Here is a 25,227-nt window from a genome sequence, read left to right as displayed (position 1 = left end):
CGGTCCTGTCTCGGCGTCCGCAGAACGGCGCGGTCAGGCGGCATTCGATCCGAACTCGGGCACGGCGTCCTGAAGGACGGCGCGGATGGTCACACGGTCATCTCTCTCGATCGCATCCTCCAGCGCCGCGAGCCACTTGCGCAGCGTCGACATCGGAGGCTGGTTCGGCTTGGCCGCCATGACGCCGGCGACCCCGATCTCGAGCGTCGGCTCCTGGCTTGCGAACAGGATCTCGTTCAGCCGCTCGCCGGGGCGGATGCCGCTAAATACGATCTCGACGTCGACGCCGGGTTGCAGGCCCGACAGACGGATCATCCGCTCGGCGAGATCGACGATCTTCACCGGTTGCCCCATGTTCAGCACATAGACCGAGACGTCAGGCCGCGCCGGCGTCACGGCGTGCGTCGCCGCGGTGATCACGAGATCGCAGGCCTCGCGGATCGTCATGAAGTAGCGAACCATGTCCGGATGGGTTACCGTGATCGGTCCGCCGGCCTCGATCTGCGCCTTGAATTTCGGCACCACCGATCCGTTGGACGCCAGCACATTGCCGAACCGCACCGAGATCAGCCGCATGTGCGGCTTGCCCTTTGCCTCGGTCATCAGGTCATGGTCCAGCGCCTGGCAATACATCTCGGCGAACCGCTTAGTCAGGCCCAGCATCGACACCGGCTCGATCGCCTTGTCGGTCGAGATCATCACCATCGCGCTCGCGCCCGCGGCATGCGCGGCGTCGGCCACGTTCACCGACCCGAAGATGTTGGTCTTGACCCCTTCGCTCCAGTCGCGCTCCAGGATCGGCACATGCTTGAGCGCCGCGGCATGGAACACGATGTCGGGCTTGAACTCGCTCATCAACCGCGTGATGCGCTCGCGATCCCGGATATCGGCGATCCGGCCCTCGATCTCGGGGCCGGAGTCGCGCGCGGACAGCGCCTCGGTGACCGCATAGAGCGCCGGCTCGGAATTCTCCACGACCAGGAGGCGCGCGGCGCCGAAGGTCGCGACCCGTTCGCAGATTTCGGCACCGATCGAGCCGCCGCCGCCGGTGACGATGACGGACTTGCCTTTCACCAGCGTCTCGAGCCGCGCGTAGTCGATCTTCTGGCTCGGGCGCAGCAGCAGGTCCTCGACGGCGACATTGGTCAGTCGCGGCGCGTCGCCGCCCTCCAGCGACGGCAGGCGACTGACCATCACGCCGAGCCGCCTTGCGCGCATCAGCACGCTTTCCGGATGCGCTTCGGGTTCGAAGGCCGACGGTGTCATGACCACGCGCTTGATCGGCCGCTGGCGGGTCTCGAAATCCCGAATCACGGCCTCGATGTCGTCGACGCCGCCGACCACGGGAATGTTGCGGATCATCTGGCCGCGGTCCGCGTCCGACGGCGAGAGCACACCGACCGGCCAGAGCCGCTTGATGGCACCATTCTCGATGCCGCGCAGCACGACTTCGGCATCGGCCGTACGTCCGACCAGCAGCGCCGGCGCGGCGTTGTCGGATCGGGCATGCAGCCGCGTGCGCGAATAACGGAAATAACGGTAGCCGAGGCGCAACGCGCTCAGCGCGAACACCTCGAGGAAGAAGAACAGGATGATCGTGACCCGGCCGAGGAACACCGGGCTTTGCGAATTCGTTCCGGTGAAGAAGTAGACGTAGTCCAGCACGACCAGTGCCAGCGTCAGCACGGATGCGACCCGCAGGATATTCACCGCGTCCGGCAGCGAGGTGAAGCGCCATTTCGCCGTGGTCAGATTGGAGAAATAGCTGACGAAAATGCTGAACAGCACGAACCAGGGCAGAATCAGCAGCAGATGCGGCAGTCGATCGGTAAGGAGGCTGCCCTCAAAACGCAGATAGAAGCTCGCCAGCAACGCAAACGTCGTCGCGAGCGCGTCATGCAGCAAAATCAGGAAGTTGCGCAGGGTAAATTGTGAAAGACGCGTCATCTAACGGACGGGTTGCCGGCAACTGGGAGTTTGCGGTGAGACATTTGGCAGGCTGATAGCGTATCTGCAGCGCCCTTGCCAGCGATCATGGATGAGCAGAAGGTTCGGGTTCCATATCGGCCCGCAATTGCCCCTTCAACGCCATGCCGCCCGCGACCCCGACGCCCAGTACATACATCCAGCCTTCGTGAAAGTCGAAGATGTGTGAATTAAACAACGAACTAGAAATATTCTGTACCACGACGAGAAGCCCGATCCAGTTGACGAGGCCGTCGCCGCGGAACAGCAAGAGGTGCAGCAGCCACATCGCATACAGGATCGCCACACCCACAATGCCCCACTGCACGGCGACGTTCAACGTTTGATTGTGGGGGTTTCCGATCACTTCGCCGGAAGCCTGGGTCGCACCGCCCTTCGCGACGCGCTCGAACAGGCCCCGCGTCGCGCCGGTGCCATGGCCGATGATCGGAGCCTCGGCAAAGAAGCCGAGCGACTTGCGCCAGAATTCGAGCCGCAAGCCGAGCGAGGTCGGCTCGTTGCGCTGCATGTAGAGCTTGTAGTCGCGCTCGAACGACTCCGCCGTCGAGCGCAATTGCGGCGAGCCATACCACGCCACCACGGCTAACGCAGCGGCCGCGCAAAGGATCAGGACGATGCTGCGCCAGCGCAGATGGAGCAGCGCAAACACCGCGAACATAATCGGAACCGTCACCAATGCAGTCCGCGACACCACCACCATCGCCATGTTGGCGAACAGGCTGAGCGCAATCGCAATCAGCAACATGGCCGGCAGGATGCGTTTGGCCCGCAGCAGCATCACGACCGGATAGGCCAGCGCGACCGCGCACAAGGTGAATTCCTGGCTCTGGTCGATGTAGTTCTTGACGAAAACTCCCTGCTCACCCGGCGCAGGCGCCCTCAGCGCGAGGTGCGGATAGGCAAGCACCAGCCAGGACATCAGCATCAACAGCGTGCAGGAGACCAGGAAAGCGACGAACACCCAGGTCCCGCGGGCCGAGCGCTGAAAATGATAGAGCAGGACCGGCAGCACCAGGAGCTTTGCGGTCGGCCCGACCGCGTAGAATCGCGCGCCCCAGGCCGCGTCCGACCAGAGCGTGCCGACAAGCGCGAGGCAAAACAACGCGACTGGCGCCAGGCAGATCGGCCGCTTCAGCAGCGCCCAGAACGCCTTCAGATCGACCGTCGGCGCAATCGCGATCAGCAGCACCACGCCGAAGATGCCGACCAGCGAGGTCGACCACGGCAGCGACAGCGCGATCAGGACCGCGATCACATCGGTCGCGGTCTGCCAGCGCGCCGGATCGCGCCAGGCCGGACACGCCGTGGCGCCTGCCGGGGATGCCATGCTTGCGCTCACGCCTTGCCCTCACGGGCCCGCGCAACCAGCGACGTCGTGCTGTGGCCGAGCAGGATCTCGACCAGCACCACCTCGCCGCCGGCGGCTTCGACGATCTCATGGCCGACCACCTGCTCGCGGGTATAGTCGCCGCCCTTGACCAGCACGCTCGGCCGCACCTGCGTGATCAGATTGATCGGCGTGTCCTCCTCGAAGATCGCGACGAGGTCGACGGCTTCCAGCGCCGCCAGCACCTCGGCGCGGGCGCGCTCGTCCTGCACCGGACGCCCCTCGCCCTTCAGCCGCTTCACCGAGGCGTCGCTGTTCAGCCCGACGACGAGGCGATCACAGGCGCCGCGCGCGGCGGTCAGCACCTTGACGTGGCCGGGGTGCAGGATGTCGAAGCAGCCATTGGTGAAGCCGATGCGCAGATCCTGCCTGCGCCACTCCTCGAGGCATGCATCGATGTCGCCGCCGGCCGGGACGATCTTCTCCTCGGCCGCCAGCGAAGCGTGCGGCAGGATCCTTCGGCGCAATTCGGCGGACTTGACGATCGCGGTACCGGTCTTGCCGACCGCAACCGCCGCCGCTGCGCTCGCGATCCGCAGCGCGCCCTCCCAGTCGGCGCCGCCCGCCAGCGCCAGCGCCAGCGCCGCGGCAACGGTATCGCCGGCGCCGGAGACGTCGCGCACCTTGACCGGCAGCGCCGGCACATGGATCGAACCGCCGCCCCGCGTCACCAGCGTCATGCCGCGCTCGCCCTGCGTCACCAGCATCGCCTCGCAATCCGCGAGATACATCGCATCGGGCGCGGCCTGCGCGATGCTGTCCTGACTGTCGGCGCGGCTGCGGGTCGCCTCGGCGAATTCCTTGCGGTTCGGCGTCAGCACGGTCGCGCCGCGATAGATCGCGAGATTGGCGCTCTTGGGGTCGACGATGACGCGCTTTTGCGCCTGGCGCGCCGCGTCGATCACATTGCGGATCACCCGCGCGGTGAGCACGCCCTTGGCGTAATCCGACAGCAGCACGATGTCGGCTTGCGCAAGCCGCGGCAGGATCGCGTCGATCAGCTGCTGCTCGATGGCCGGCGCGGCCGGCGCGGCGAACTCCCAGTCGGAGCGCAGCATGTGGGTCGAGAATTGCTCGGAGACGAAGCGCACCTTGCGCGTGGTCGGACGCGTGGCGTCGCGCACCAGCACGGTCTCGATAGCTGGCTCCTTCGCCAGCGCCTCGGCCAGCACCGCGCCGGCGGCGTCCTCGCCGATCAGGCCGACGAAGATGCAGCGCCCGCCAAGCGCGGCGATGTTGCGCGCGACGTTGCCGGCGCCGCCGATATTGGTCTCGCTGCGCCTGACCGCGATCACCGGCGCCGGCGCCTCCGGCGAGATTCGCGACACCTCGCCATAAACGAACTCGTCGAGCATGAGATCGCCGACGCAGAGCACGGTCTGGCCGGACATGGCACGCGAGATCGCTTCAAAATCGAACATCAGTCACCGTCATCCGCTCTAGCGATAGCGATCCGCGCGATCGAGAAAGCCTTTCACGTAGGCCCCGACTGCGTCTTCCAGGCGGGTGAAACCGCCATTGTATCCCGCGCCCCCGAGACGATCGACGACGCTCTGGGTGAAGTACTGGTAACTGCCGCGAATCTGCTCGGGCATGTCGACATACTGGATGTTCGGCTGCAGCCCGAGCGCGCCATAGGCCGAGACGATCAGGTCCTTGAAGCTGCGCGCCTTGCCGGTACCGACATTGAACAGCCCGGAGACCCGCGGCGTCGCGATCAGCCACATCATCACCCGCACGACATCGTCGACATAGATGAAGTCGCGGCGCTGATCCCCGTCGGCGATGCCCTCGCGATGCGACTTGAACAGCTGCACGACGCGGCCCGCCTTGATGTCGTCGAAGCGGCGCGCCAGCACGCTCATCATCGGGCCCTTGTGATATTCATTGGGGCCGAACACGTTGAAGAATTTCAGCCCGGCCCATTGCGGCGGCAGAGGCGCGCCCTTCGCCGCGCGCTCGGCGACCGCAAGGTCGAACAGGTTCTTGCTCCAGCCGTACAGGTTCATCGGCCGCAACCGCTTCAGCGCCTCGACCGACGCGTCGTCGTCAAACCCCTGTTCGCCGTCGCCATAGGTCGCGGCCGAGGAGGCATAGATGAACGGCGTGGCATTCGCCGTGCACCAGTCGAGCAGCCGCATCGAGAGACGGAAATTGGTCTCGATCACCAGGTCGCCGTCGATTGCCGTAGTCTCGGAAATGGCGCCGAGATGGATCACGGCGGTGAGCCGCCGCCCTTTCAGCCAGTCGCCGAGCTCGGCCGGCGGAACGACATCGGCAAGCTGGCGCTTGGCCAGGTTCCGCCACTTGCCGTCCTGCCCAAGCAGATCGCAGACCGCGACGTCGCTGCGCCCGGCGTCGTTCAACGCGGCCACGACGTTCGATCCGATAAAACCGGCGCCCCCGGTTACCAGAAACATGATGAAATCCCGCCAGATTCCTTTGCAGCCGTCAGCTTTGCCCCACTCCCGCGTCGCAGGCAACGACGGCTTTACCTCTCATCGCGAACCGGTTACCGACTTGGCCGCGCCCGATCGGCCTTGGCCTATTTAGAAATGAATATTGATTCAATATCTGATATCGAAACACAGGATGCCGGGGATACCAGACCGATCCTCGTGGTGCCCTATGTTTGGATCGGCGATTTCGTGCGCGGCCACACCGTGGTCAGGGTGCTCCGCAAGCGTTGGCCGAACCGGCCGATCGACCTTCTGACGTCCAGGCTTTGCGCCCCTTTGGTCGATTATATGCCCGATGTTCGCGCCGGAATCGTGTCTGACCTGCCGCGCAGCCGGCTGGCGCTGGCCCAGCAGCAGGCCCTCGCGGCCGAGCTTCGCCGACGGAACTACGCCACCGCACTGGTGCTGCCGCGGACCTGGAAGGCCGCTCTCGCGCCGGCGCTGGCGGGCATCCCGGAACGGGTCGGCTTCTTTGGCGAGGTGCGGTTCGGCCTCATCAACGCGATGCGATGGGGGGAAAAGCAGCAGCCGCGCTTCATCGACAAGAACGCGATCCTGGCGCTGCCCGACGGCGCCGCCCGCCCGCCGGAATGGCCGGTGCCGCAGCTTCGGGTTCCCGCGGACGAAATCGAACGCTGGCGGCAGGCTAACGGCCTCGGCCGCGGTCCCGCCATCGCGCTCGGCCCCGGCTCGGTCGGCGCCTCGAAACGCTGGACCTATTATCCGGAGGCCGCGCGCCTGTTCGCCGAACGCGGCTTCGACGTCTGGGTGGTCGGCGGCCCCGGCGAGAAGGCGCTGGCACAGGAGATCGCGGCCGTCGGCGGCGCGCGGGTCCGCGACCTCACCGGCAGCGATCTGCGCAACGGCATCGTTGCGATGGCCGCGGCCAGCGTCGCTGTGACCAACGACTCCGGCCTGATGCACATCGCCGCCGCAATCGGCACGCCGACCATGGGCATCTTCGGCCCGACCGATCCCTATCTCTGGGCGCCCCTCAACGGCCTCGCCGCGACGGTGCTGCAGACCAGGAGCAAGCTGTCGTGCCAGCCGTGCCAGCGCACCGTCTGCACCATGAACGACCATCGCTGCATGCGCGACATCGCACCCGAAGAGGTCGTGGAGATTGCGCAGCGCGTGCTGGCTCAGGTCAGCGCGCGGTAGACCTTGGCGATCGCGTTCGCCTCGGCATCGAGGCTGAACTTATCCACAACTCGTTGCCGCGCCCGCGCCCCCATCGCCGCGGCCGATGCCGGATCGCGCATCAAGGGCTCCAGCGCGGCCACCAGCGCGTCGGCGTCGCCGGGCGGCGTCAGCACCCCGGTGACGCCGTCCTCGACGACGAACTCGGCCGCGCCCGCGCGCGCGGCCACCAGCGCCGCGCCTGCCGACATCGCCTCGATCAGGGTCAGGCCGAAACCTTCATTGCGCGAGGTGAAGGCGTAGATCGTCAGCCGCTGATACCAGCGCATGACGTCCTCGATCGGCAGTTCGCCCGTGATGATGATGCGCGATTGCAGCCCGGCGGCCTCGATCTTCCGCTTCAGCTCGTTGGCAAAGGCGAGTTGCTCCGGCACCACGGCGCCGACAATGACGGCGGTGAAATCGGGATAGCGCGGCAGCAGCCTGCACATCGCCTCGACGAAGACGTCGCTGCCCTTCTGCGCGCGCACCCGCCCGAAGCAGCCGATCGCATAGCGCCCCGGCAATCCGCTCTCGGCGAAGGCTGCCGCGCGATCGACGGGCGGCGCATAGCGATCGGTGTCGACGCCGTGCATCACCACCGTCGCGTCGCGCTTCAGATAGAAGGCCGACAGCGGACTGGTGGCGATGATCGCATCCATGTTGCGGATCAGCCAGCGCGTCAGCCAGGTGTGATGGCGCTGCGCAGCCGAGGTGAAGATCAGCTTCAGCGGCCAGCCGAGCGCCCGCAGCGCGAGCCCGACGATCATCTCGTCGTTGCGCCGCGCGTGCCAGATCAGCGGCGATGCGCGCCGCCACAGCCGCAGGAGATCGGCGAATCCGATCGCGTCGATGCCGTCGGGCCGATGCGAGCCGAGCCAGGCTGCGCGAAGCATTTTGGCGAGCTTCGGCGCGACCATGCGGTTGGTCGCGGTGACACCCGAATAGCGTCGGTGCAGATTGGGCACGATGAGCTCGAGCTCGCCGGCAGGTGTGTTCTCGATCGGCACTCAAGTCTCCGTTTCGTGCCAGTTCCTATACGCAACATTAAGCATAGTGGCCAGTTCGGCCGCGGCGAAACCCCCTCTTCACCGCACTCCCGCTAGCATCACCGGTTAAAGAATATCGGGAGAGCTCTATCCATGACCGTGCTCGTGACCGGCGGCGCCGGCTATATCGGAAGTCACATGGTTCATGCGCTGGTCGATGCCGGCGAGAGCGTCGTCGTGGTCGACAACCTTTCCACCGGCTTCTCCGCGTTCCTACCCGAAGGCGTGCCGCTGTTCATCGGCGATGCCGGCGACGAGAATCTCGTCGAGGGCGTGATCGCCCAGCACGGCATCGACAGCATCATCCATTTCGCGGGCTCCGTCGTGGTGCCGGACTCGATGCGCGATCCACTCGGCTACTACCGCAACAACACCATGACGACCCGCAGCCTGCTCAACGCGGCGGTGAAGGGCGGAGTCAGCCGCTTCATCTTCTCCTCGACCGCGGCCGTCTACGGCAACCCGGACCAGGTGCCGGTGCCGGAGATCGCACCGACGCGTCCGCTGTCGCCCTACGGCTCATCGAAGCTGATGACCGAGATCATGCTGCACGACGTCGCGTCCGCTCATGGCATGAGCTACGTCGTGCTGCGCTACTTCAACGTCGCCGGCGCCGACCCGAAGGGCCGCGTCGGCCTTGCCACCATCGGCGCCACCCATCTGCTCAAGATCGCGGTCGAGGCCGCGACCGGCCAGCGCGCCAAGATCGATGTGTTCGGCACCGACTATCCGACCCAGGACGGCAGCTGTATCCGAGACTTCATCCATGTCAGCGACCTCGTCGAGGCGCATCGCTCGGCGCTGTCCTATCTCCGCGCCGGCGGGCAATCGGTGACGATGAATTGCGGTTATGGCCGCGGCTATTCCGTGCTCGAGACGATCGAGGCGGTGCGCCGGGTCTCGATGCGCAATTTCGCGGTCGCCCACGCCGCGCGCCGGCCTGGCGACATCATGACCATGGTGGCCGACACGACCCGGATCCGCTCGCTGCTCGACTGGACGCCGCGCTACGATGATCTCGAGACCATCGCGAGCCACGCACTGGCCTGGGAGGAGAAGCTGTTCCGGGAGCGCGCCGGCTCCGCGCGACACGCGGAATCGGCCTAAAAAACAAACCGTTATCAAGCAGTTATTGTACTTGAAAAAGCCCCGCCAAGCGGGCAAGGAGGTCCCGCAACCCTGACGGCCGGCGCTGCCCGCCGTCAATGGAACGCGGATGGCCCAGTTTCCAAAGAAAATTACCGACGATCCCTATGGCGCGGCGATCCTGATTCGCCGCCTGGTCATGGAACAAGGGATTACCTATTGGCGGCGCTATCTGACAGCGTTCGCCCTGATGGCCATTGCGGCCGGCTCGACGGCCGGCGCCACCTACGTGCTCGGCCAGGTGATCAACCAGGCCTATGTCGACAAGAACATCCCCGGCATCGCCATGTTCGCCGGGATCACGGTGGTGCTGCTGTTCATCAAGGGCGTGGCGACCTACGGCCACATGGTGATCCTGAACAAGATCTCCAACGCCATCCTCGCCAGCAACCAGCGGCAACTGTTCGCCAAGCTGATGAGCGAGAGCATCGGCTTCTTCTCGCAGCGGCACTCGTCGGAATTCCTGGCGCGGCTGACCGCCGGCGCCAAGTCGATCACCGACGTACTCAACATGCTGGTCAATGCGATCGGCCGCGACTTCCTGATGCTGATCAGCATGGTCGCCGTCATGGTCTGGCAGGACCCGCTGATGTCGTTCATCGGGCTCGTGGCGGTGCCGCCGGCGATGCTGATGCTGCGCAGGCTGGTGAAGCGGATCAAGGGGCTCGCCTACAACCAGTTCACCGGCACCGCCGACATCATGGAGACGATGCAGGAATCGCTGCAGGGCATCCGCACCGTGAAAGCGTTCACGCTGGAAGGCACCATGCAGCAGCGGATCGACGAGCACATCGCAACCGTCGAGAGCAATGCCAACAAGATGGCGCGCGTCGCCAACCGCTCCAATCCGCTGATGGAGATGCTCGGCGGCTTCGCGGTCGCCGGCTGCCTGATGTATGGCGGCTACAGCGTGGTGGCGCTCGGTTCCACCCCGGGCCAGTTCTTCACGTTCCTGACCGCCTTCCTGATGGCGACCGAGCCGGCCAAGCGGCTGGCGCGGCTCAACATCGATCTCAACAGCCAGCTGGTCGGCGCGCGGATGCTGCTCGAGGTGGTCGATAGCCCCGCGAGCGAACAGTCCGATGACGGCAAGCCGGCCCTGAAACTCTCCGACGCGCGGATCGAGCTGCGCGACGTCAGCTTCGCCTATCGGCCGGGCGAGCCGGTGCTGAACCGCATGAGCTTCGTGGCCGAGCCCGGCAAGGTGACCGCGCTGGTCGGCCCCTCCGGCGGCGGCAAATCAACCGTGCTGGCCTTGCTGCTTCGTTTCTACGAGACGCGCGAGGGCGACATCCTGATCGACGGACAGCCGATCTCGTCAGTGTCGCGCAAGTCGCTGCGGCAGCAGACCGCCTATGTCGGACAGGACGTCTATCTGTTCCGCGATACCATCCGTGCCAACATCGCCTTCGGCAAGCAGGGCGCCACCGAGCAAGAGATCGTCGACGCCGCCAAGGCCGCCTGCGCGCACGACTTCATCATGAGCTTCCCGCTCGGCTACGACACGCCGGTCGGCGAGCACGGCACCCAGCTGTCCGGCGGGCAGCGCCAGCGCATCGCGGTCGCCCGCGCGCTGATCAAGAACGCGCCGATCATCCTGCTCGACGAGGCCACCGCCGCGCTCGACTCGGAGTCCGAGAAGCAGGTGCAGGAAGCGATCGAGCATCTCTGCCAGGGCCGCACCACGATCGTGATCGCGCACCGCCTGCACACCATCATGCATGCCGATGCGATCCTGGTGGTCGAGGGCGGCGAGATCGTCGAGCGCGGACGGCACGAAGAGCTGCTGCGCCGCGGCGGCCGCTACGCCTCGTTCTTCCGCTTGCAGCACCACCACGACCCGTCGCCGCTGGCGCTGGCGCCGATCAGCGCCACCGGCTAGGGCGTCTCACCCCCTCGGGGCCATGCCTGCGCGCAGCACGCGCAGGACATTGCCGCCCATGACCTTGCGGATGTCGTCCTCCGAGAACCCGCGCGACATCAGCGCCTGGGTCACGGCGACGATCCCGCCGGCATCGAAGCCCGTGGTGGTCGAGCCGTCGAAATCCGAGCCGAGGCCGACATGGTCGATTCCGACCAGGTCGCGGACATGGGCGATCGCCCGCGCGACATTGTTCGAATCGAGCGAGCAGACCGCCCCTTGCCAGAAACCGATGCCGACCACGCCGCCGGTCCGCGCGACACCCCGGACTTCGTCGTCGGTGAGGTTGCGGTTGACCTTGCACGTCGCCTGAACGCCGCCGTGGCTCGAGACCACCGGGCGCGTCGCCATCGCCAGCACCTCGGCGACCGCCGCGTGGCTGGCATGCGCGAGGTCGACGATCATGCCCATCGCCTCCATCCGCTGCACCACCTGCCGGCCGAGCGGCGTCAGTCCGCCCTTTGCGACGCCATGCATCGAGCCCGCGACGTCATTGTCGAAGAAATGCGCGAGACCGGCCATTCTGAATCCGGCGGCATAGAGCATGTCGAGATTGGCGATGTTGCCCTCGATGTCCTGCAAACCCTCGATCGAAAGCATGCCGCCAACCACCGTCGCGCCGCTCTTGCGGTCGGCGAGCAGGCGGTCGAGGTCGGCCGGCGTTGCGATCAGGCGCAGCCGCCCGGCGGACTGTTCGGCGAAGCTCCGCAGTTTCTCGGCATGCCATAGCGAGCGCTGCAGCAACGAGAACCACGTCCGCGGCGGCTGCAGATCGATGATGGCGAGGTTCGTGATAGTGTCGGTATCGGCGCCGTTGGCATCATAGTTCTGGCCCTTGGGCGACTTGGTGACAGATGAGAACACCTGCAGCGCGTAGTGTCCCTCGATCAGTCGCGGCAGATCGATATGGCCGCGATCGGATCGCGCGATCAGGTCACGCTTCCACAGCAGGCTGTCCGCATGCATGTCCACCACGTCGAGCGTCGCCTGCAAGTCCCTTGCGGCGGGCGTGATATCCTGCGCCACGCGCTGGACCCTGTTCTGCGCCCGGTCGATCCGCTCCGGGACGACCGTGAAAAACCGAGCGGCGGCGGCGATCAGGGCCACGACGATCAGCACCAGGCCGATCGAAAGCCATTTCCTCATGGGCCCCACCGCCATTGTCGACCAAAGGCGGCCGCGCTCGGCGGAAAGCTGGCCTCACCTCTGCGCCGGATGCAGCCGCGGCCACTAGCCCTGAGCGGCGTAAGCGCGTAAATACCGCCCGCGCTCCCTCCTTCAACCCTCCGGGACCCGTTCATGAACGCCGCATCCACCGTCATTCCGCTTCCCCCGCAGCCCTCGCTTCCCGTCGTCGGCGAATCCGGCACCTATCCGGTCCGCCGCATCTGGTGCGTTGGCCGCAACTATCTCGAGCATATCAGGGAGATGGGCAATGACGAGCGCGCGCCGCCGTTCTTCTTCGGCAAGCATGCCGACATGCTGGTGCCCGACGGCGCGACCATCCCCTATCCGCCGCTGACCAAGGACCTGCATCACGAGGTCGAGCTGGTGGTCGCGATGAAGAGCGGCGGGCTGAACATCCCCGCCGACAAGGCGCTCGAGCATGTCTACGGCTATGCCGTCGGCATCGACCTGACCCGCCGCGACCTGCAGATCGCCTCGCGCAAGAAGGAGCGGCCCTGGGAGATCGGCAAGTCGTTCGACTATTCCGCGCCCTGCTCGGCGATCCAGCCGGCCGCGAAGATCGGCCACCCGACCGCGGGCAAGATCTGGCTCACCGTCAACGGCAAGGAAGCCCAGAAGGGCGACCTCACCGAGCTGATCTGGAACGTGCCTGAGATCATCTGGCAGCTCTCGCAGCAGGTGAAGCTCGCCGCCGGCGACATCATCATGACCGGCACGCCCGCCGGCGTCTCGCAGCTGCAGGTGGGCGACAAGCTCGAATGCGGCGTCGACGGCGTCGGCAAGCTCGCGGTGACGATCGGCAAGCCGGAATAATCGCCTCGGCGGACGAGGCCAGGCCCAAAGCCCCGGACTTCAGGTCCGGGGCTTTTTGCTGTGCGCCATCAGCGCATCGTGCCGGGCATGCAGGGCGGCTCGGTGAAGGGGGCGGTCGCGAACGATCCGATCTTCGGCGCGCGCACGCAATCGGTGGTCTTGCTGCTGACCGTCGTTGTCGTCATCGCAGCATTGGCGCGCCGCACCGCAGCGTTGTTGCCGGCAGCGGACGCCTGAGCCGAACAGGCGGCTGCCGCAACCAGCGCAAGCGCCGCGAGGGTCAATTTGGTCATGGGATTTCTCCGTACGGTGGTGAAGCCGACCTAGCTCGGCTCCTGTGATCAAGGACCGCGAGCGCGCGGAGATTATTTCATCACGCGCGATCACCGCGCCGCGAGCGCCCGATCACATCAGATGGAGCGGGGAATACCGGAGCGACCGGGGCACTCCATGTCATCAAGGCCGCGCGCAAAACGCGGCGATGACGGCATGGAGACTTTCATGATCGATCTTCGACGACCCGGCGTACGACTTGGCTTGGCTGCGATTATGTCCGCGGCAATGGCGACCGCTTGCTTCGCACAGGCGGCGGTCCAGCAGCCCCGCGCCTACGCGTCAAACGAAACCGCGAGCAGGCCGTGGTCGGCGCCGGTCGGCCATCGCCAGCCGCGCGCCGCCGATATTCCGGCGACGACATCGACATCGCAGCAGGTCATCGATCAGGAGGACGCGATCGTCGACCGCAAGATCAAGGGCATTTGCCGCGGCTGCTAGAGCATGATCCGGAAAAGTGCGAAGCGGTTTTCCGAGCAGGTCATGCTTAAAGACAAGGAGCCACACCTCGGTCTCGCCAGCGGCGGATCCTACTGCCTTTCGGCGGCCTGCGGCGCCGCCGAGCCGAAATGCGTCTTCTCGTACTCGAGCCACAGTTCGAGCAGCGCCATGAATGCCACCACCGCGCCGGCGGCGATGGCAAAATGCATCGCGCGGGTATGCGTGAAGCCGAGCAGCCAGGGCGAGACGATCAGCCAGCAGCCGACGGCCAGGTTGATCCATTCTTCCCAGATCGAGAACGCGACGATCGCCGCCAGCGACATGATCGCGATCGCCGCGCCGCTGATCCTGAGATCGATCGCCGCGGTCGGATTGGCCTGCACGAACAGCCACGGCGCAGCGAGCAGGAAGATCGCTGCGACAAGGTTATAGAGATCGAGCGCCGATTCTTTTCGCCATTTCATCATCTGCTGCTCCATTGCTGTCTCAAGCCCGGCGTTCATGCGCGCCGGCCGCATTGATGTCCCTGCCGGTGTAGTCGGTCATCAGCGCGGTCGCGACCAGCGTGATGACGGCGCAGAGCGCGATGTAGATCGCAATCGCGACCCACGAATGATAGGTACCGAACAGCCACGCCGCGATCAGCGGCGCGGGACCGCCGGCGATCACGGATGCGAGCTGATAGCCGAGCGAGGCGCCGCTGTAGCGCAGCCGTCCGGTAAAGCTTTCGGCGATCAGCGCGGCCTGCGGCCCGTACTGCATGTCGTGTGGAATGAGCGAGAGAACGATCGCGAGGAAGATGATCGACGCCGATCCGGTATTGAGCATCGCGAAGTAGATGAAGCCGAAGATGCCGGTCACCAACGCGCCGATCATGTACATGTTCTTGCGACCGATCTGGTCGGACAGATGCCCGAACACCGGGATCGAGACAAACGACAGCACGGAGGCCGCGAGCACCGCAGTGAGCAGGAAATCGCGCGAGACGTGCAGCGTGCCGGTGCCGTAGGAGAACACGAAGGCGGTGAAGATGTAGAACGGCGCCTGCTCGGACATCCGCGCGAAGGCGGACAGCAGGATCTCCTTCGGATGGTCCCGGATCACCGTCAGCATCGGCGTGCGGTCGAGCTGACGCTCGGCCAGCAGCTTGCTGAACACAGGCGTTTCCAGTATGCCGAGCCGGATGTAGAGGCCGACGCCGACCAGGACGATGCTGAGCGCGAACGGAACGCGCCAGCCCCACGCCAGGAACTGGTCGCCCGACATCTGGCTGAAGGCCAGCACCGCGAGATTGGCGAGGAACAGCCCGCAGGGCACGCCGAATTGCGGCCATGACGCGATCAGGCCGCGGGAGCGATCGTTGCGCGCCCATTCCATCGACATCAGCACCGAGCCGCCCCATTCGCCGCCGACGCCGACGCCCTGGATGAAGCGCAGCACGGTCAGGATCACAGCGCCCCAGATGCCGATGCTGGAATAGGTCGGCACCAATGCGACCGCAGCGGTCGCCAGGCCCATCAACAGCAGCGTCGCAATCAGCGTCGACTTGCGGCCGATGCGGTCGCCATAGTGCCCGAAGATCGCAGCCCCGATCGGCCGCGCGACGAAGCCGACCGCATAGATGGCGAAGGCCTCGAGCGTGCCGACCCAGGGATCGGAATGCGGAAAGAACAGTTTCGCGAAAACCAGGCCGGTGACGGTGCTGTAGAGAAAGAAGTCATACCACTCGATCGCGGTCCCGACGGTGGAGGCGATCACCGCACGGCGCATCTGCAGCTGATGCTCGGATGGTGTGAGCCGGTTGGCGTCGAGGCCGGGGGTCAGACCAAGCGTTGGGCCAAATCTTGCCATGGGGGTGTCTCCCTCGCACAGGCCCCCCGACGGATATTGACTGTGGTTCGTTTGAGTACGAACGATAATGCGCGCCGGAAAGTTCCACCGGGATGGACCGTCGAGGCTTGAACTTTAGTCGGCCTTCAGTCGGCCACGGCGAGCGACGGATCGCAACGCGTCGAGGGCGTCGTCCGCCACCGCTCACCCACCGGGGGACCATGCTTCGCAGATGGCTGCCGGATGCGCCCGGCAGCCGCCGGGCGGCTCCGTCGATCTGACGCGCTCCGTCTCATGACAGCCCGAGGGCCCGCCCGTCGCTGCGCGGATCATGCGCCCCGGTGATGCTTCCGTCGGCGTCGATCCGGATCGCACCCGGATGTCCCGCGAGCGGGCTCTGGGCCGGTATCGGACTGATTTCGTGGCCTCGCCCGGCGAGCGCCTTGAAGACCGCTTCACCGGCATCCTTCTCCAGCTTCAGGCTGTCGCGCGCATCGGAGAACGTCTTGCCGAGCAGGAAACGCGGTCGCGACAGCGCGGTGAGCGGATCCATGTTGTAGTCGATCAGCCTGGTCAGCACCGCCGCGAGCGTCTGCGGCTGGCCGTCGGCTCCCTGCGTGCCGTACAGCAGATGCGGCCGTCCGCCCTTGAGATAGATTCCCGGATTGAGCGTGTGGAACGGCCGCTTGCCTGGCTTGAGGCAGTTGGGGCTGGCCGGGTCGAGGTTGAACGACGCACCGCGGTTGTGCCAGATGATGCCGGTGTCGCCGGCCACCATGCCGCTTCCCCAATCGTAGTAGACGGTTTGCAGCATGCTGACGCAATTGCCGTCCCGGTCGGTCGCGGCGAGATAAACCGTGTCGCCCTTCTGGAACACGTGCGGCCATGGCATCGCCTTCGCCACGTTAATCGCCTTCGCGCGCGCGTCGAGGTAGCTCGCCGAGAGCAGCTGATTGACCGGAACGTCGACGAATTCCGGATCGCCGATGTAGCGGCCGCGGTCGATGAAGGCCTGCTTCACCGCTTCGACCAGCAGGTGATAGTAGTCCGCGCTCCCTTCCGGATATTTCGCGAGCTCGAAGCGGTCGAGGATGCCCATAATCTCGAGCGTCGTGAGACCCTGCGTCGGCGGGCGCAGCCCGAGCAGCTCGCCGCCGCGATAGCCGACGCGCAACGGCGTCTCGTCGCGCGCGCGGCAGCGCGCCAGATCGTCGGCGGTCAGCGGCGAGCCGATCTGCTTCAGTCCGGCCGCAATGCGCGCGGCGAGCTTTCCTTCATAGAAATCACGCCCGCCATTTGCCGCCAGCATCTCCAGTGATTTCGCGAGCTCGGCCTGAACCAGCGGCTCGCCGATTTCAGGCATCCTGCCGGCGGGCATGAAGATGCGCTGGATGTCGGGCCAGTCCTTCAGGTTCTTCGCTTCCATGTCCTGCCAGAAGCGCTGCGACGGCGTGACCGGGAAGCCCTTGCTGGCGTATTCGATCGGGCGCGCGAACAGCGACGCCCAGCTTTGCTTTCCGGCCCAGGACTTGCGGCTGAAATCGAACGCCTGGTCCCAGACGTCGACGGTCGTGGCCGCGGTCAGCGCCGCCCCCGGCCCCCGGATCGGGACCGAGCCGCTGTAGTTCGGCAGGTTGAGCGCAGCCTGACCTGCGCCGGACAGCGTCCGGACATTTCCCTTGCGGTCACTGATCACCATGAAGCTGTCGCCGCCGAGGCCACTGAAATGCGGATAGGTCACGCACAGCGTGGCACCGATGGCGATGACCGCCTCGATCGCATTGCCGCCCTTGCGCAGCACATCGAGCCCTGCCTGCGTGGCGAGCTCGTGCGGGCTCGTCACCATGCCGGTCTTCGATCGCGCCAGCGCACCCGTATTGTCGAGGGCCCAGAGCGGTCGCGGCGCCGCCGCGGCGACCGCCGTAAGCATGGACCCGACCAGCAACTCCCTGCGCGACATGCCAAGATTGGCCATTCGACTTCCCTCCCCGTTTCCTCGTTGTGTCGATGTTGTGCGATCGCGGGCTGCGGACACCGCGACGTCCAAATCCCCGAAGGACCGCCACTGGCATTTGGCATACCAAGATTGAAGAAAATTCTTACTTCGGTCAAGCCCGTTGAGAAGGCGTAAGCGAGGTCGAGCCCATCCTGACCCGATCATGATGGTCATAAAATCGATGCGGGGCCGCGCGCGGCCCGGAGGATCGCGCCGCGCCGACGCGCCGAGCTCTAAGCCCGATCGCTGCGGCGGTACGGCACGTACCGCGGCGTCCAGACCTTGGCGTGAATCCGCGCCTCGACCTGGTCGATCGGAACGTTGCTCGCCAATCCCTCCTTGTGCGCCTGCAGCGCGACCGCAAGCGCCACGGTCTGCGAGACGTCGCGCAACGCGCTGACCGGCGGCAGCAGATTGTGCTTCGGGTTGTCGCGCGCCGGCGAGACGCTGGCCAGCGCCTTGGCGGCGGCCATGAACATGCCGTCGCTGACCCGGCTGGCACCGACCGCGAGCGCGCCGACGCCGACCCCCGGGAAGATGTAGGAGTTGTTGGTCTGGTCGACCTTGAAGCGCGCGCCGTCGCGCATGATCGGCGGGAACGGGCTGCCGACACCGATCAACGCCCGCCCCTCGGTCCACGCCTCGATATCGACCGGCGTCGCCTCCTCGCGCGAGGTCGGGTTGGACAGCGGGAAGATCACCGGCCGCTTGTTGCACTCGGCCATCGCGCGGACGATCGGTTCGGAGAACGCGCCGGCCTGCCCGGAGACGCCGATCAGCACCGTCGGCCTCGCGTTGCGCACGACGTCGAGCAGCGCGATCTTGTCGGGATGGCTGAGCTGCCAGCCCGCGATCGCCTGCCTGTCCTGCACGAACGGAAGCTGGAACGGGGCGAGCCCGCTCATACCCTCGAGCAGCAGCCCGTCGCGGTCGACCATGAAGAAGCGCTTCGCCGCCTCGCTCTCCGACAGGCCGGCATCGACCATCGCGGCGCGGATCAGGCTGGCGATGCCGCAGCCGGCCGAGCCTGCGCCCAGCACGGCGACGCGCTGCTCGGTGAGCGGCACGCCGGTGACGTTGATCGCGGAGAGCAAGGCGCCGGTCGCCACCGCCGCGGTGCCCTGAATGTCGTCGTTGAAGGTCAGGAGCCGGTCGCGATAGCGCTCGAGCATGCGCGTCGCGTTGTTCTTGGCGAAATCCTCCCACTGCAGCAGGACGCGCGGCCAGCGCTTCACCACCGCCGCGACGAAAGCCTCGATGAAGTCGTCATAGGCCTGGCCGCGGACGCGCTCGTTGCGCCAGCCGACATAGAGCGGATCGGCGAGGCAATCGGGATTGTCGGTGCCGACGTCGAGCATGATCGGCAGCGTCGTCGCCGGATGCAGGCCGCCGCAGCCGGTATAGAGCGCGAGCTTGCCGATCGGGATGCCCATGCCGCCGGCGCCCTGGTCGCCGAGGCCGAGGATGCGCTCGCCGTCAGTCACCACGATCGCCTCGACGTGATCGAAGCGCGGATGGGCGAAAATGCGATCGATCCGGTGCTGATGTGGGATGCTGAGGAACAGCCCGCGCGGCTTGCGGAACAGCCGACTGAATTTTTGGCAGCCCTCGCCGACGGTCGGCGTGTAGACGATCGGCAGCAGCTCTTCCAGGTTGCCGACCAGGAGCGCGTAGAACAGCGTCTCGTTGGTGTCCTGCAGCTCGCGCAGAAAGGCATAGCGCTCGATGTCGGTCTCAAAGCCGCGCAGCGCCTCGAGGCGGCGCGAGACCTGCTCGTCCAGCGTCAGGATATTGGGCGGCAACAGGCCATGCAGGTCGAACGCCTCGCGCTCAGCCTCGGAGAACGCCGTGCCCTTGTTCAGCTGCGGATCGGCCAGCAGCTCGTAGCCGCTCAGCGCAGTGGTCGCAAAAGCTCCTGATGACTCCGACATGGCAAGGTCCCCTCAATGCGAAACGCCAGATGGGACGTTATCACGCCCATGTAACGGATCGGAGCGCGAAGGCGCGCCGCCGCGCAAAGTTGAACGGCCCCGACGCTGCGGCTGCACCTCCTGACCGACACCAACATACCTTGGTATAGCCCGCCTGATTCCTTGTGATGGCCCGTGCTTACGCCCGTACAGTTGAGCGATGGCGAGAGATTTTTACACTCGCGGCTACTCCAACGTGATCAGGATCACTGCTCCGAGCCGTCAATCGCAAGACTGTCACGCGTGGCAGGTGTCGACTGGAACGCGGGTTTCGAGGACCACTCAGATGATCGTCAACATTCAGAAGCTGAACGGCCTGTGGCACCTGATCGTCGGGTCGTGCAAGATCCGAACTCCGTTCCTGGAGACCCAGGACAGGGAGTGGGTCGTCGCCTATGCCAGGCGAATCTACCCTGGCGCCAAGGTTTTCGAGCGCGACTGACGCTGTTCCGCCTCACAGCTCTCGTCCCAGACAAAAAGCCCCGGAGCATGCTTCGGGGCTTTTGCTTCCAACGCGGCAACGCCGCCGCGGTCAGTGCAGCGCCGACATCACGATCAGGCCGAGGATCAGCGCGGTCGCGGAATATTTGAGCGTGTAGTACACGTTCCGATTCCACTCCTTCACCTTGCGGCTGGCGAGATGGATCTCGTAGAGCTTGCCGAACACCTTGTTCAGCGCGCCGACGTGCTCGCCGTCAACGTTCTGGGTCGCCGACGCCTTGACGATGTTGTGGCTGACCCAGCGGTTCATCGCCGTCATGAAGCCGAACTTCATCGGGCGCTCGACGTCGCAGAACAGGATGATGCGGTTGACGTCGGTCTTGTTCTCGGCACTGTGGATGAAGGTTTCGTCGAACATGAAGGCCTCGCCGTCGCGCCAGACGCATTCGACGCCGTCGACGAGGATGCGGCACTGGTTCGAGTTCGGCGTCACGAGGCCGAGGTGATAGCGCAGCGAGCCGGCGAAGGGATCGCGGTGCGCCCCGAGCTTACCGCCCGGCGGCAGCATCGCGAACATCGCGCCATGCACGTTCGGAATCGAGTTGAGCAGCTCCACCGTCTTCGGGCACAGCGTCCGCGCCGACGGCAGGAAGTCGTCGTACCATTTCAGATAGAAGCGCTTCCAACCGCTCTTGAAGAAGGAGTAGAAGCCCCAGTCGTTGTTCTTGGCCGCGGCACGGATGAAGCCTTCGTCGAACAGGCGCGTGGCCTCGTCGCGGATCGTCTCCCAATTGTCGGAGAGCTTCTTGAGCTCGGGAAACTGCTCGACCGGAATCACCGGCGTGTTGGGCACGGCGGAGCCGGCATACATCAGCACATTGTAGGGCGCGAGGTAGGTCGAGTGATCGCCGAGCTGGCGAGCGAAGCGCAATCGATGCTTGCCGCGGAAGTGGACGTAGAGCGTGGAGGCCACCAGCACGTAAAGAATGACGAGCTGCGGCGCGAAGAGCTGTCTCAACATGATCCGTCTATGATCGCTGCCCGCCGACGCTCTTCGTGCCCCGCCCCGCAGGAGCCTTGCCCTTCACGGGTGGCCCAGTCCGGGCGGCGAAACGCGTCGCCGTCCGCGAAAATTCCCCTGTTTCATAGTGACTTGGCACTGCGCGGTCTGGCAAATGAGCCGGACTCGTTGCCGCGGTGCCGTCCCGGACGAGCCATGTAAGCGTTCGCTCACCAAATGTGAAGCGTCGCGCCGTACGGGTGCCAACTTTGTGACAAAATTCACACATCGAATTCACCATTGACAAACTGATTAGACAATTCCTAATCCTGAGATGACCCGCCGAAGAACGCGGAGATCCAAAGGGAGGAATGATGAGACAGTTTCTGGCGGCAGCCATTGTCGCGGTGATCACCACGGCCGCTCACGCCCAGGTTTCCGACGACGTCGTGCGCATCGGTGTGCTGACCGACCTGTCGAGCTGGGGACGCGACAATTCGGGCCCGGGCTCGGTCGAGGCGGCCAAGATGGCGGTCGAGGAATTCGGCCCCACCGTGCTCGGTAAGCCGATCGAGATCATCTCCGCCGACCACCAGATGAAGACCGATGTCGGCGTGCAGGTCGTGCGCGGCTGGTTCGACAACGGCAAGGTCGACGCGGTCGTCGACATCCCGAATTCCGGCATCGCGATCGCCGTGCACAACATGGTGCGCGAGCGCAACAAGATCGCGCTCTTGTCCGGTCCCGGCGCGAGCTCGCTGACAGACGAACTGTGCAGCCCCAACACGGTGCATTTCGCCTACGACACCTACGCGCTGTCCAAGGTGACGGCCTCGGCCGTGATCAAGGAAGGCGGTAAGTCCTGGTTCTTCGTCACCGCGGATTACGCCTTCGGCCAGCAGCTCGAGAAGGACGCGACGCGCTTCATCAACGAGATGGGCGGCAAGGTGCTCGGCAGCGTCAAGCATCCGACCAACACCGCCGACTTCTCCTCCTTTGCGCTGCAGGCGCAGAGCTCGAAGGCCGACGTGGTGGCGTTCGCCAATGCCGGCCAGGACACCGACAATTCGATCAAGCAGTCCGGCGAGTTCGGCCTCGTGCAGGGCGGCCAGAAGCTGGTCGGGCTCTTGATGTTCGACACCGACGTGCATGCGATCGGCCTCAACGCCGCGCAAGGCACCTACATGACGACGGCGTCGTACTGGAACATGGACGAGAAGACGCGCGCCTGGTCGAAGAAGTTCTACGCCCGCGCCAATGTGATGCCGACCATGATCCAGACCGGCGTCTACGGCTCGGTGCTGCATTATCTCAAGGCGATCCAGGCCGCCGGCACCGACGATCCGAAGGCGGTGATGGCCAAGATGCGCGAGCTGCCGATCGAGGACACCTTCGTGCATGGCGGCAAGGTGCGCGAGGACGGCCGCGTGATCCGCGACATGTATCTGGCGAAGGTGAAGAAGCCTTCGGAATCCAAGGAACCGTGGGACTATCTCGACATCGTCAAGACGGTGAAGGGCGAGGACGCCTATCGTCCGGTCTCCGAGTCGAAGTGCCCGCTGCTCAAGAAATAGGATCGATCGCGTGGCCAACGAACAAACCCAGGAAACGTATCATTGCGACGCGCTGGTCGTCGGCTCCGGCTGCGCCGGGCTGTCGGCGGCGGTCACCGCCGGCCATCACGGCCTCAAGGTCCTGGTGGTCGAGAAGGAGCCGCGGTTCGGCGGCACCACCGCGCGCTCCGGCGGCTGGCTGTGGATCCCCGGCACCTCGCTGGCCAAGGCCTGGGGCATCGAGGAGAGCCCCGATCAGGCCAAAACCTATCTGCGCCACGAGGCCGGCAACAGCTTTGATGCCGCGCGCGTCGATGCGTTCCTGACCGAAGGGCCGAAGGCGGTCGACTTCTTCACCACCAGCACCGCGGTGCGCTTCGACATGCCGCTGACCTTCCCGGACTATCATGCGGAAGCGCCGGGCGGCGCGCAGGGCGGCCGCTCGATGGTGACGCGGCCGTTCGACGCCCACGAGCTCGGCGACGCCCTTAAGAATCTCGGCAGCCCCCTGCCCGAGCTCACCGTGTTCGGCATGATGCTCGGCTCCGGCAAGGAGATTGTGCATTTCATGCGCGCGACGAGATCGCTGACCTCGGCGGCCTATGTCGCCAAACGGCTGTCGAAGCACGCCATCGACGTGATGCGCAACGGCCGCGGCATGACGCTGACCAACGGCAACGCGCTCGCCGGACGGCTGGCGAAATCCGCCTTCGACCTCAAGATCCCGCTTTGGCTCAACTCGCCGGTGCGCGAATTGATCGTCGAGAACGGCGCGGTGCGCGGCGCGGTCGTCGTGCGTGAAGGGCGCACGATCCTCGTCAACGCCAAGCGTGGCGTGGTGCTCGCCTGCGGCGGCTTCCCGCATGACGTCGCGCGACGGCAGAAGATGTTTCCGCACGCCCCCACTGGAAAAGAGCATTATTCGCCGGGCCCGACCGGCAACACCGGCGACGGCTTGCGCCTTGCGGAATCCGCCGGCGGCCGCGTCGACGACTCGCTGCCGAATGCCGCGGCCTGGGTGCCGGTCTCAGTCACGACGCGCAAGGACGGCTCGAAAGGCGTGATGCCGCATTTCATCGATCGCGCCAAGCCGGGCGTGATCGCGGTGATGGCCGACGGCAGGCGCTTTGCCAATGAAGGCAATTCCTACCACGACTTCGTGCAGGCGATGATCAAGGCGGCGAAGCCCGGCGAGGAGATCGCGGCGCATCTGATCTGCGATCACGAGACGCTGCGCAAGTACGGCCTCGGCTGCGTGCCGCCGCGCCCGATGCCGCTCGGCCATCATCTGAAGACCGGCTATCTCAAGCGCGGCGCGACGCTGGCGGAGCTCGCTGCGCAGGCCGGCATCGACGCCAAGGCGCTCGAGGCGACCGTCGCGGAGTTCAACACCACCGCGGCGGAGGGACGCGATCCCGCCTTCGGCAAGGGCTCGCGCGCCTATAACCGCTACCAGGGCGATGCGCTGCACGGGCCCAATCCCTGCATCGCGCCGATCCGGCACGGGCCGTTCTACGCCATCAAGATGGTGATCGGCGATCTCGGCACCTATGCCGGCATAAGGACCGATGCCAATGCCCGCGCGCTCGACGCCGACGGCCGGCCGATCGCCGGCCTCTATGCCGCCGGCAACGACATGGCGAGCATCATGGGCGGCAACTATCCCGGCGCCGGCATCACACTCGGGCCTGCGCTGACCTTCGGCTACATCGCGGGCAGGCACATCGTCGGCGTGGCGGCGGAAGGAAGCGCGCCATGAGCGCAATGGCGACCCTGCTCGCAGGCAAGCGCGCGCTGGTGACCGGCGCTGCGCACGGCAACGGTCGCGCCATCGCGCTTGGCCTCGCGGCGCATGGCGCGGACGTTGTAGTGACCGACATCGATCGCGCCGGCGCCGAGCAAACCGCGGCCGACATTCGCCAGCACGGCCGCGCGGCATGGCCGTTCGAGCTCGACGTCACCGATGCGGAGGCGTGCTCCGCGCTGGCGCAGCGTGCGGCGCGCGAGGTCGGGCCGATCGCGATCCTGGTCAACAATGCCGGCATCATCATCCGTGAGGGCATCGGCTCGCCCCGTGCACGCGAGAATTGGCGGCGGGTGCTCGACGTCAACCTGACCGGCACATTCAACGTCACCCACGCCTTCCTGTCGGCATTGCGCGAGACGCGCGGCACGATCATCAATCTCGGCTCGATCGCGTCCTTCCTCGGCGTTGCCGATACGCTGGGCTATGCGCCGTCCAAGGGGGGCGTCAAGCTCCTCACCCAGGCGCTCGCCCGCGAGCTTGCCGCCGACGGCATTCGTGTCAATGCGATCGCGCCCGGCGTGATCGAAACGGCGATGACCGAAGCGAGCCGCAACGACCCGGGCCGGCTCGCCGGATTTCTGGGCCGCACACCGCTCGGCCGCGTCGGGCAGCCGGAGGAGCTGGTCGGCCCGGTGGTGTTCCTCGCATCGGAGCTGGCATCTTATGTGAACGGCGTGACCATGCCGGTCGACGGAGGGTTTCTCGCCGTATAAGCACATTGTCGGAGC

21 protein-coding genes are annotated in these 25,227 nt (G+C 65.8%); 9 read left to right on the top strand and 12 right to left on the bottom strand.

The window, feature by feature from the left end; translation table 11 throughout:
* Positions 1–33: 33 nt before the first annotated feature.
* The 4 genes from ACVIYL_RS26000 to rfaD all read right to left on the bottom strand — a co-directional run bounded on the left by ACVIYL_RS26000 (position 34) and on the right by rfaD (position 5,793).
* Positions 34–1,947, bottom strand: a complete 1,914-nt coding sequence (locus tag ACVIYL_RS26000) for an SDR family NAD(P)-dependent oxidoreductase (RefSeq protein ID WP_456780197.1) — start codon at positions 1,945–1,947, stop codon at positions 34–36.
* 85 nt (positions 1,948–2,032) lie between these two features.
* Positions 2,033–3,313, bottom strand: a complete 1,281-nt coding sequence (locus ACVIYL_RS25995) for an O-antigen ligase family protein (protein WP_456780196.1) — start codon at positions 3,311–3,313, stop codon at positions 2,033–2,035.
* 8 nt (positions 3,314–3,321) lie between these two features.
* Complete coding sequence (gene rfaE1, locus ACVIYL_RS25990) at positions 3,322–4,794, bottom strand: D-glycero-beta-D-manno-heptose-7-phosphate kinase (RefSeq protein WP_456780195.1); 1,473 nt, start codon at positions 4,792–4,794, stop codon at positions 3,322–3,324.
* A gap of 18 nt (positions 4,795–4,812) precedes the next feature.
* Positions 4,813–5,793, bottom strand: coding sequence for an ADP-glyceromanno-heptose 6-epimerase (gene rfaD / locus ACVIYL_RS25985; protein ID WP_456780194.1), 981 nt, complete (start codon positions 5,791–5,793; stop codon positions 4,813–4,815).
* Positions 5,794–5,928: 135 nt separating this feature from the next.
* On the opposite strand from rfaD, the gene waaF reads away from it, so the two are divergent.
* On the top strand, positions 5,929–6,993 hold the full coding sequence (waaF, locus tag ACVIYL_RS25980) for a lipopolysaccharide heptosyltransferase II (protein WP_253607826.1): 1,065 nt from the start codon (positions 5,929–5,931) through the stop codon (positions 6,991–6,993).
* On the opposite strand, the gene ACVIYL_RS25975 is transcribed toward waaF, so the two are convergent.
* Positions 6,975–8,015 carry a glycosyltransferase family 4 protein gene (locus ACVIYL_RS25975; RefSeq protein ID WP_253609951.1) on the bottom strand — a complete coding sequence of 347 codons (1,041 nt, stop codon included), beginning with the start codon at positions 8,013–8,015 and terminating at the stop codon, positions 6,975–6,977. The genes waaF and ACVIYL_RS25975 overlap by 19 nt on opposite strands.
* Before the next feature lie 138 nt (positions 8,016–8,153).
* Between ACVIYL_RS25975 and galE the strand changes: the two genes are divergently transcribed.
* A complete protein-coding gene (galE, locus tag ACVIYL_RS25970) occupies positions 8,154–9,167 on the top strand; it encodes a UDP-glucose 4-epimerase GalE (protein ID WP_253607825.1) in 1,014 nt (337 codons plus the stop codon).
* Positions 9,168–9,276: 109 nt separating this feature from the next.
* Positions 9,277–11,088, top strand: coding sequence for an ABC transporter ATP-binding protein (locus tag ACVIYL_RS25965; RefSeq protein ID WP_456780193.1), 1,812 nt, complete (start codon positions 9,277–9,279; stop codon positions 11,086–11,088).
* Positions 11,089–11,094: 6 nt separating this feature from the next.
* Here the strand turns inward: ACVIYL_RS25965 and ACVIYL_RS25960 are convergent, their stop codons facing one another.
* Entirely contained in the window at positions 11,095–12,273 is a 1,179-nt protein-coding gene (locus tag ACVIYL_RS25960) for a dipeptidase (protein WP_456780192.1), read from the bottom strand.
* A 153-nt stretch (positions 12,274–12,426) separates the two neighbouring features.
* On the opposite strand from ACVIYL_RS25960, the gene ACVIYL_RS25955 reads away from it, so the two are divergent.
* Positions 12,427–13,128 carry a fumarylacetoacetate hydrolase family protein gene (locus tag ACVIYL_RS25955; RefSeq protein ID WP_028341609.1) on the top strand — a complete coding sequence of 234 codons (702 nt, stop codon included), beginning with the start codon at positions 12,427–12,429 and terminating at the stop codon, positions 13,126–13,128.
* A 68-nt stretch (positions 13,129–13,196) separates the two neighbouring features.
* Here the strand turns inward: ACVIYL_RS25955 and ACVIYL_RS25950 are convergent, their stop codons facing one another.
* Positions 13,197–13,421 (bottom strand): hypothetical protein, encoded by a 225-nt coding sequence (locus tag ACVIYL_RS25950; RefSeq protein WP_456780191.1) that lies wholly within the window; start codon positions 13,419–13,421, stop codon positions 13,197–13,199.
* A 208-nt stretch (positions 13,422–13,629) separates the two neighbouring features.
* Here ACVIYL_RS25950 and ACVIYL_RS25945 point away from each other — a divergent pair, with 208 nt between their 5' ends.
* On the top strand, positions 13,630–13,902 hold the full coding sequence (locus ACVIYL_RS25945) for a hypothetical protein (RefSeq protein WP_321176984.1): 273 nt from the start codon (positions 13,630–13,632) through the stop codon (positions 13,900–13,902).
* An 89-nt stretch (positions 13,903–13,991) separates the two neighbouring features.
* On the opposite strand, the gene ACVIYL_RS25940 is transcribed toward ACVIYL_RS25945, so the two are convergent.
* The 4 genes from ACVIYL_RS25940 to ACVIYL_RS25925 form a co-directional block, all read right to left on the bottom strand.
* Positions 13,992–14,369, bottom strand: a complete 378-nt coding sequence (locus ACVIYL_RS25940; protein WP_456780190.1) for an SPW repeat protein — start codon at positions 14,367–14,369, stop codon at positions 13,992–13,994.
* A gap of 19 nt (positions 14,370–14,388) precedes the next feature.
* The gene (locus ACVIYL_RS25935) at positions 14,389–15,753 is read right to left on the bottom strand and encodes an MFS transporter (protein ID WP_456780189.1); all 1,365 of its coding nucleotides are present in this window, start codon (positions 15,751–15,753) and stop codon (positions 14,389–14,391) included.
* Between the two features lie 271 nt (positions 15,754–16,024).
* Positions 16,025–17,707 carry a gamma-glutamyltransferase gene (gene ggt / locus ACVIYL_RS25930; protein WP_456780188.1) on the bottom strand — a complete coding sequence of 561 codons (1,683 nt, stop codon included), beginning with the start codon at positions 17,705–17,707 and terminating at the stop codon, positions 16,025–16,027.
* A 254-nt stretch (positions 17,708–17,961) separates the two neighbouring features.
* Positions 17,962–19,659 (bottom strand): NAD-dependent malic enzyme, encoded by a 1,698-nt coding sequence (locus tag ACVIYL_RS25925; protein WP_411782439.1) that lies wholly within the window; start codon positions 19,657–19,659, stop codon positions 17,962–17,964.
* A 325-nt stretch (positions 19,660–19,984) separates the two neighbouring features.
* Here ACVIYL_RS25925 and ACVIYL_RS25920 point away from each other — a divergent pair, with 325 nt between their 5' ends.
* On the top strand, positions 19,985–20,140 hold the full coding sequence (locus tag ACVIYL_RS25920; RefSeq protein ID WP_016843659.1) for a hypothetical protein: 156 nt from the start codon (positions 19,985–19,987) through the stop codon (positions 20,138–20,140).
* Between the two features lie 90 nt (positions 20,141–20,230).
* Here the strand turns inward: ACVIYL_RS25920 and ACVIYL_RS25915 are convergent, their stop codons facing one another.
* Positions 20,231–21,160: an aspartyl/asparaginyl beta-hydroxylase domain-containing protein gene (locus ACVIYL_RS25915; protein WP_141342913.1), complete on the bottom strand. Its 930-nt coding sequence runs from the start codon at positions 21,158–21,160 to the stop codon at positions 20,231–20,233.
* A gap of 350 nt (positions 21,161–21,510) precedes the next feature.
* Here ACVIYL_RS25915 and ACVIYL_RS25910 point away from each other — a divergent pair, with 350 nt between their 5' ends.
* From ACVIYL_RS25910 to ACVIYL_RS25900, 3 genes are read left to right on the top strand one after another with little or no spacing between them, the layout of a single operon-like run.
* A complete protein-coding gene (locus ACVIYL_RS25910; RefSeq protein ID WP_456780187.1) occupies positions 21,511–22,713 on the top strand; it encodes an ABC transporter substrate-binding protein in 1,203 nt (400 codons plus the stop codon).
* 10 nt (positions 22,714–22,723) lie between these two features.
* A complete protein-coding gene (locus ACVIYL_RS25905) occupies positions 22,724–24,451 on the top strand; it encodes an FAD-dependent oxidoreductase (protein WP_456780186.1) in 1,728 nt (575 codons plus the stop codon).
* Positions 24,448–25,212 carry an SDR family NAD(P)-dependent oxidoreductase gene (locus tag ACVIYL_RS25900; RefSeq protein WP_456780185.1) on the top strand — a complete coding sequence of 255 codons (765 nt, stop codon included), beginning with the start codon at positions 24,448–24,450 and terminating at the stop codon, positions 25,210–25,212. Before ACVIYL_RS25905 ends, ACVIYL_RS25900 begins: the two co-directional genes overlap by 4 nt.
* The last annotated feature ends 15 nt before the right edge of the window (positions 25,213–25,227 follow it).

The sequence above is a fragment of the Bradyrhizobium sp. USDA 3315 genome (assembly GCF_054056795.1).
This window is presented reverse-complemented; position numbering and strand designations above follow the sequence as displayed.

Bases quoted from the DNA above. Each gene is read 5' to 3' on its own strand.
- ACVIYL_RS26000 (WP_456780197.1), bottom strand. From the start codon at position 1,947: ATGACGCGTCTTTCACAATTTACCCTGCGCAACTTCCTGATTTTGCTG.
- ACVIYL_RS25995 (WP_456780196.1), bottom strand. From the start codon at position 3,313: ATGGCATCCCCGGCAGGCGCCACGGCGTGTCCGGCCTGGCGCGATCCG.
- rfaE1 (WP_456780195.1), bottom strand. From the start codon at position 4,794: ATGTTCGATTTTGAAGCGATCTCGCGTGCCATGTCCGGCCAGACCGTG.
- rfaD (WP_456780194.1), bottom strand. From the start codon at position 5,793: ATGTTTCTGGTAACCGGGGGCGCCGGTTTTATCGGATCGAACGTCGTG.
- waaF (WP_253607826.1), top strand. From the start codon at position 5,929: ATGAATATTGATTCAATATCTGATATCGAAACACAGGATGCCGGGGAT.
- galE (WP_253607825.1), top strand. From the start codon at position 8,154: ATGACCGTGCTCGTGACCGGCGGCGCCGGCTATATCGGAAGTCACATG.
- ACVIYL_RS25965 (WP_456780193.1), top strand. From the start codon at position 9,277: ATGGCCCAGTTTCCAAAGAAAATTACCGACGATCCCTATGGCGCGGCG.
- ACVIYL_RS25960 (WP_456780192.1), bottom strand. From the start codon at position 12,273: ATGAGGAAATGGCTTTCGATCGGCCTGGTGCTGATCGTCGTGGCCCTG.
- ACVIYL_RS25955 (WP_028341609.1), top strand. From the start codon at position 12,427: ATGAACGCCGCATCCACCGTCATTCCGCTTCCCCCGCAGCCCTCGCTT.
- ACVIYL_RS25950 (WP_456780191.1), bottom strand. From the start codon at position 13,421: ATGACCAAATTGACCCTCGCGGCGCTTGCGCTGGTTGCGGCAGCCGCC.
- ACVIYL_RS25945 (WP_321176984.1), top strand. From the start codon at position 13,630: ATGATCGATCTTCGACGACCCGGCGTACGACTTGGCTTGGCTGCGATT.
- ACVIYL_RS25940 (WP_456780190.1), bottom strand. From the start codon at position 14,369: ATGATGAAATGGCGAAAAGAATCGGCGCTCGATCTCTATAACCTTGTC.
- ACVIYL_RS25935 (WP_456780189.1), bottom strand. From the start codon at position 15,753: ATGGCAAGATTTGGCCCAACGCTTGGTCTGACCCCCGGCCTCGACGCC.
- ggt (WP_456780188.1), bottom strand. From the start codon at position 17,707: ATGGCCAATCTTGGCATGTCGCGCAGGGAGTTGCTGGTCGGGTCCATG.
- ACVIYL_RS25925 (WP_411782439.1), bottom strand. From the start codon at position 19,659: ATGTCGGAGTCATCAGGAGCTTTTGCGACCACTGCGCTGAGCGGCTAC.
- ACVIYL_RS25920 (WP_016843659.1), top strand. From the start codon at position 19,985: ATGATCGTCAACATTCAGAAGCTGAACGGCCTGTGGCACCTGATCGTC.
- ACVIYL_RS25915 (WP_141342913.1), bottom strand. From the start codon at position 21,160: ATGTTGAGACAGCTCTTCGCGCCGCAGCTCGTCATTCTTTACGTGCTG.
- ACVIYL_RS25910 (WP_456780187.1), top strand. From the start codon at position 21,511: ATGATGAGACAGTTTCTGGCGGCAGCCATTGTCGCGGTGATCACCACG.
- ACVIYL_RS25900 (WP_456780185.1), top strand. From the start codon at position 24,448: ATGAGCGCAATGGCGACCCTGCTCGCAGGCAAGCGCGCGCTGGTGACC.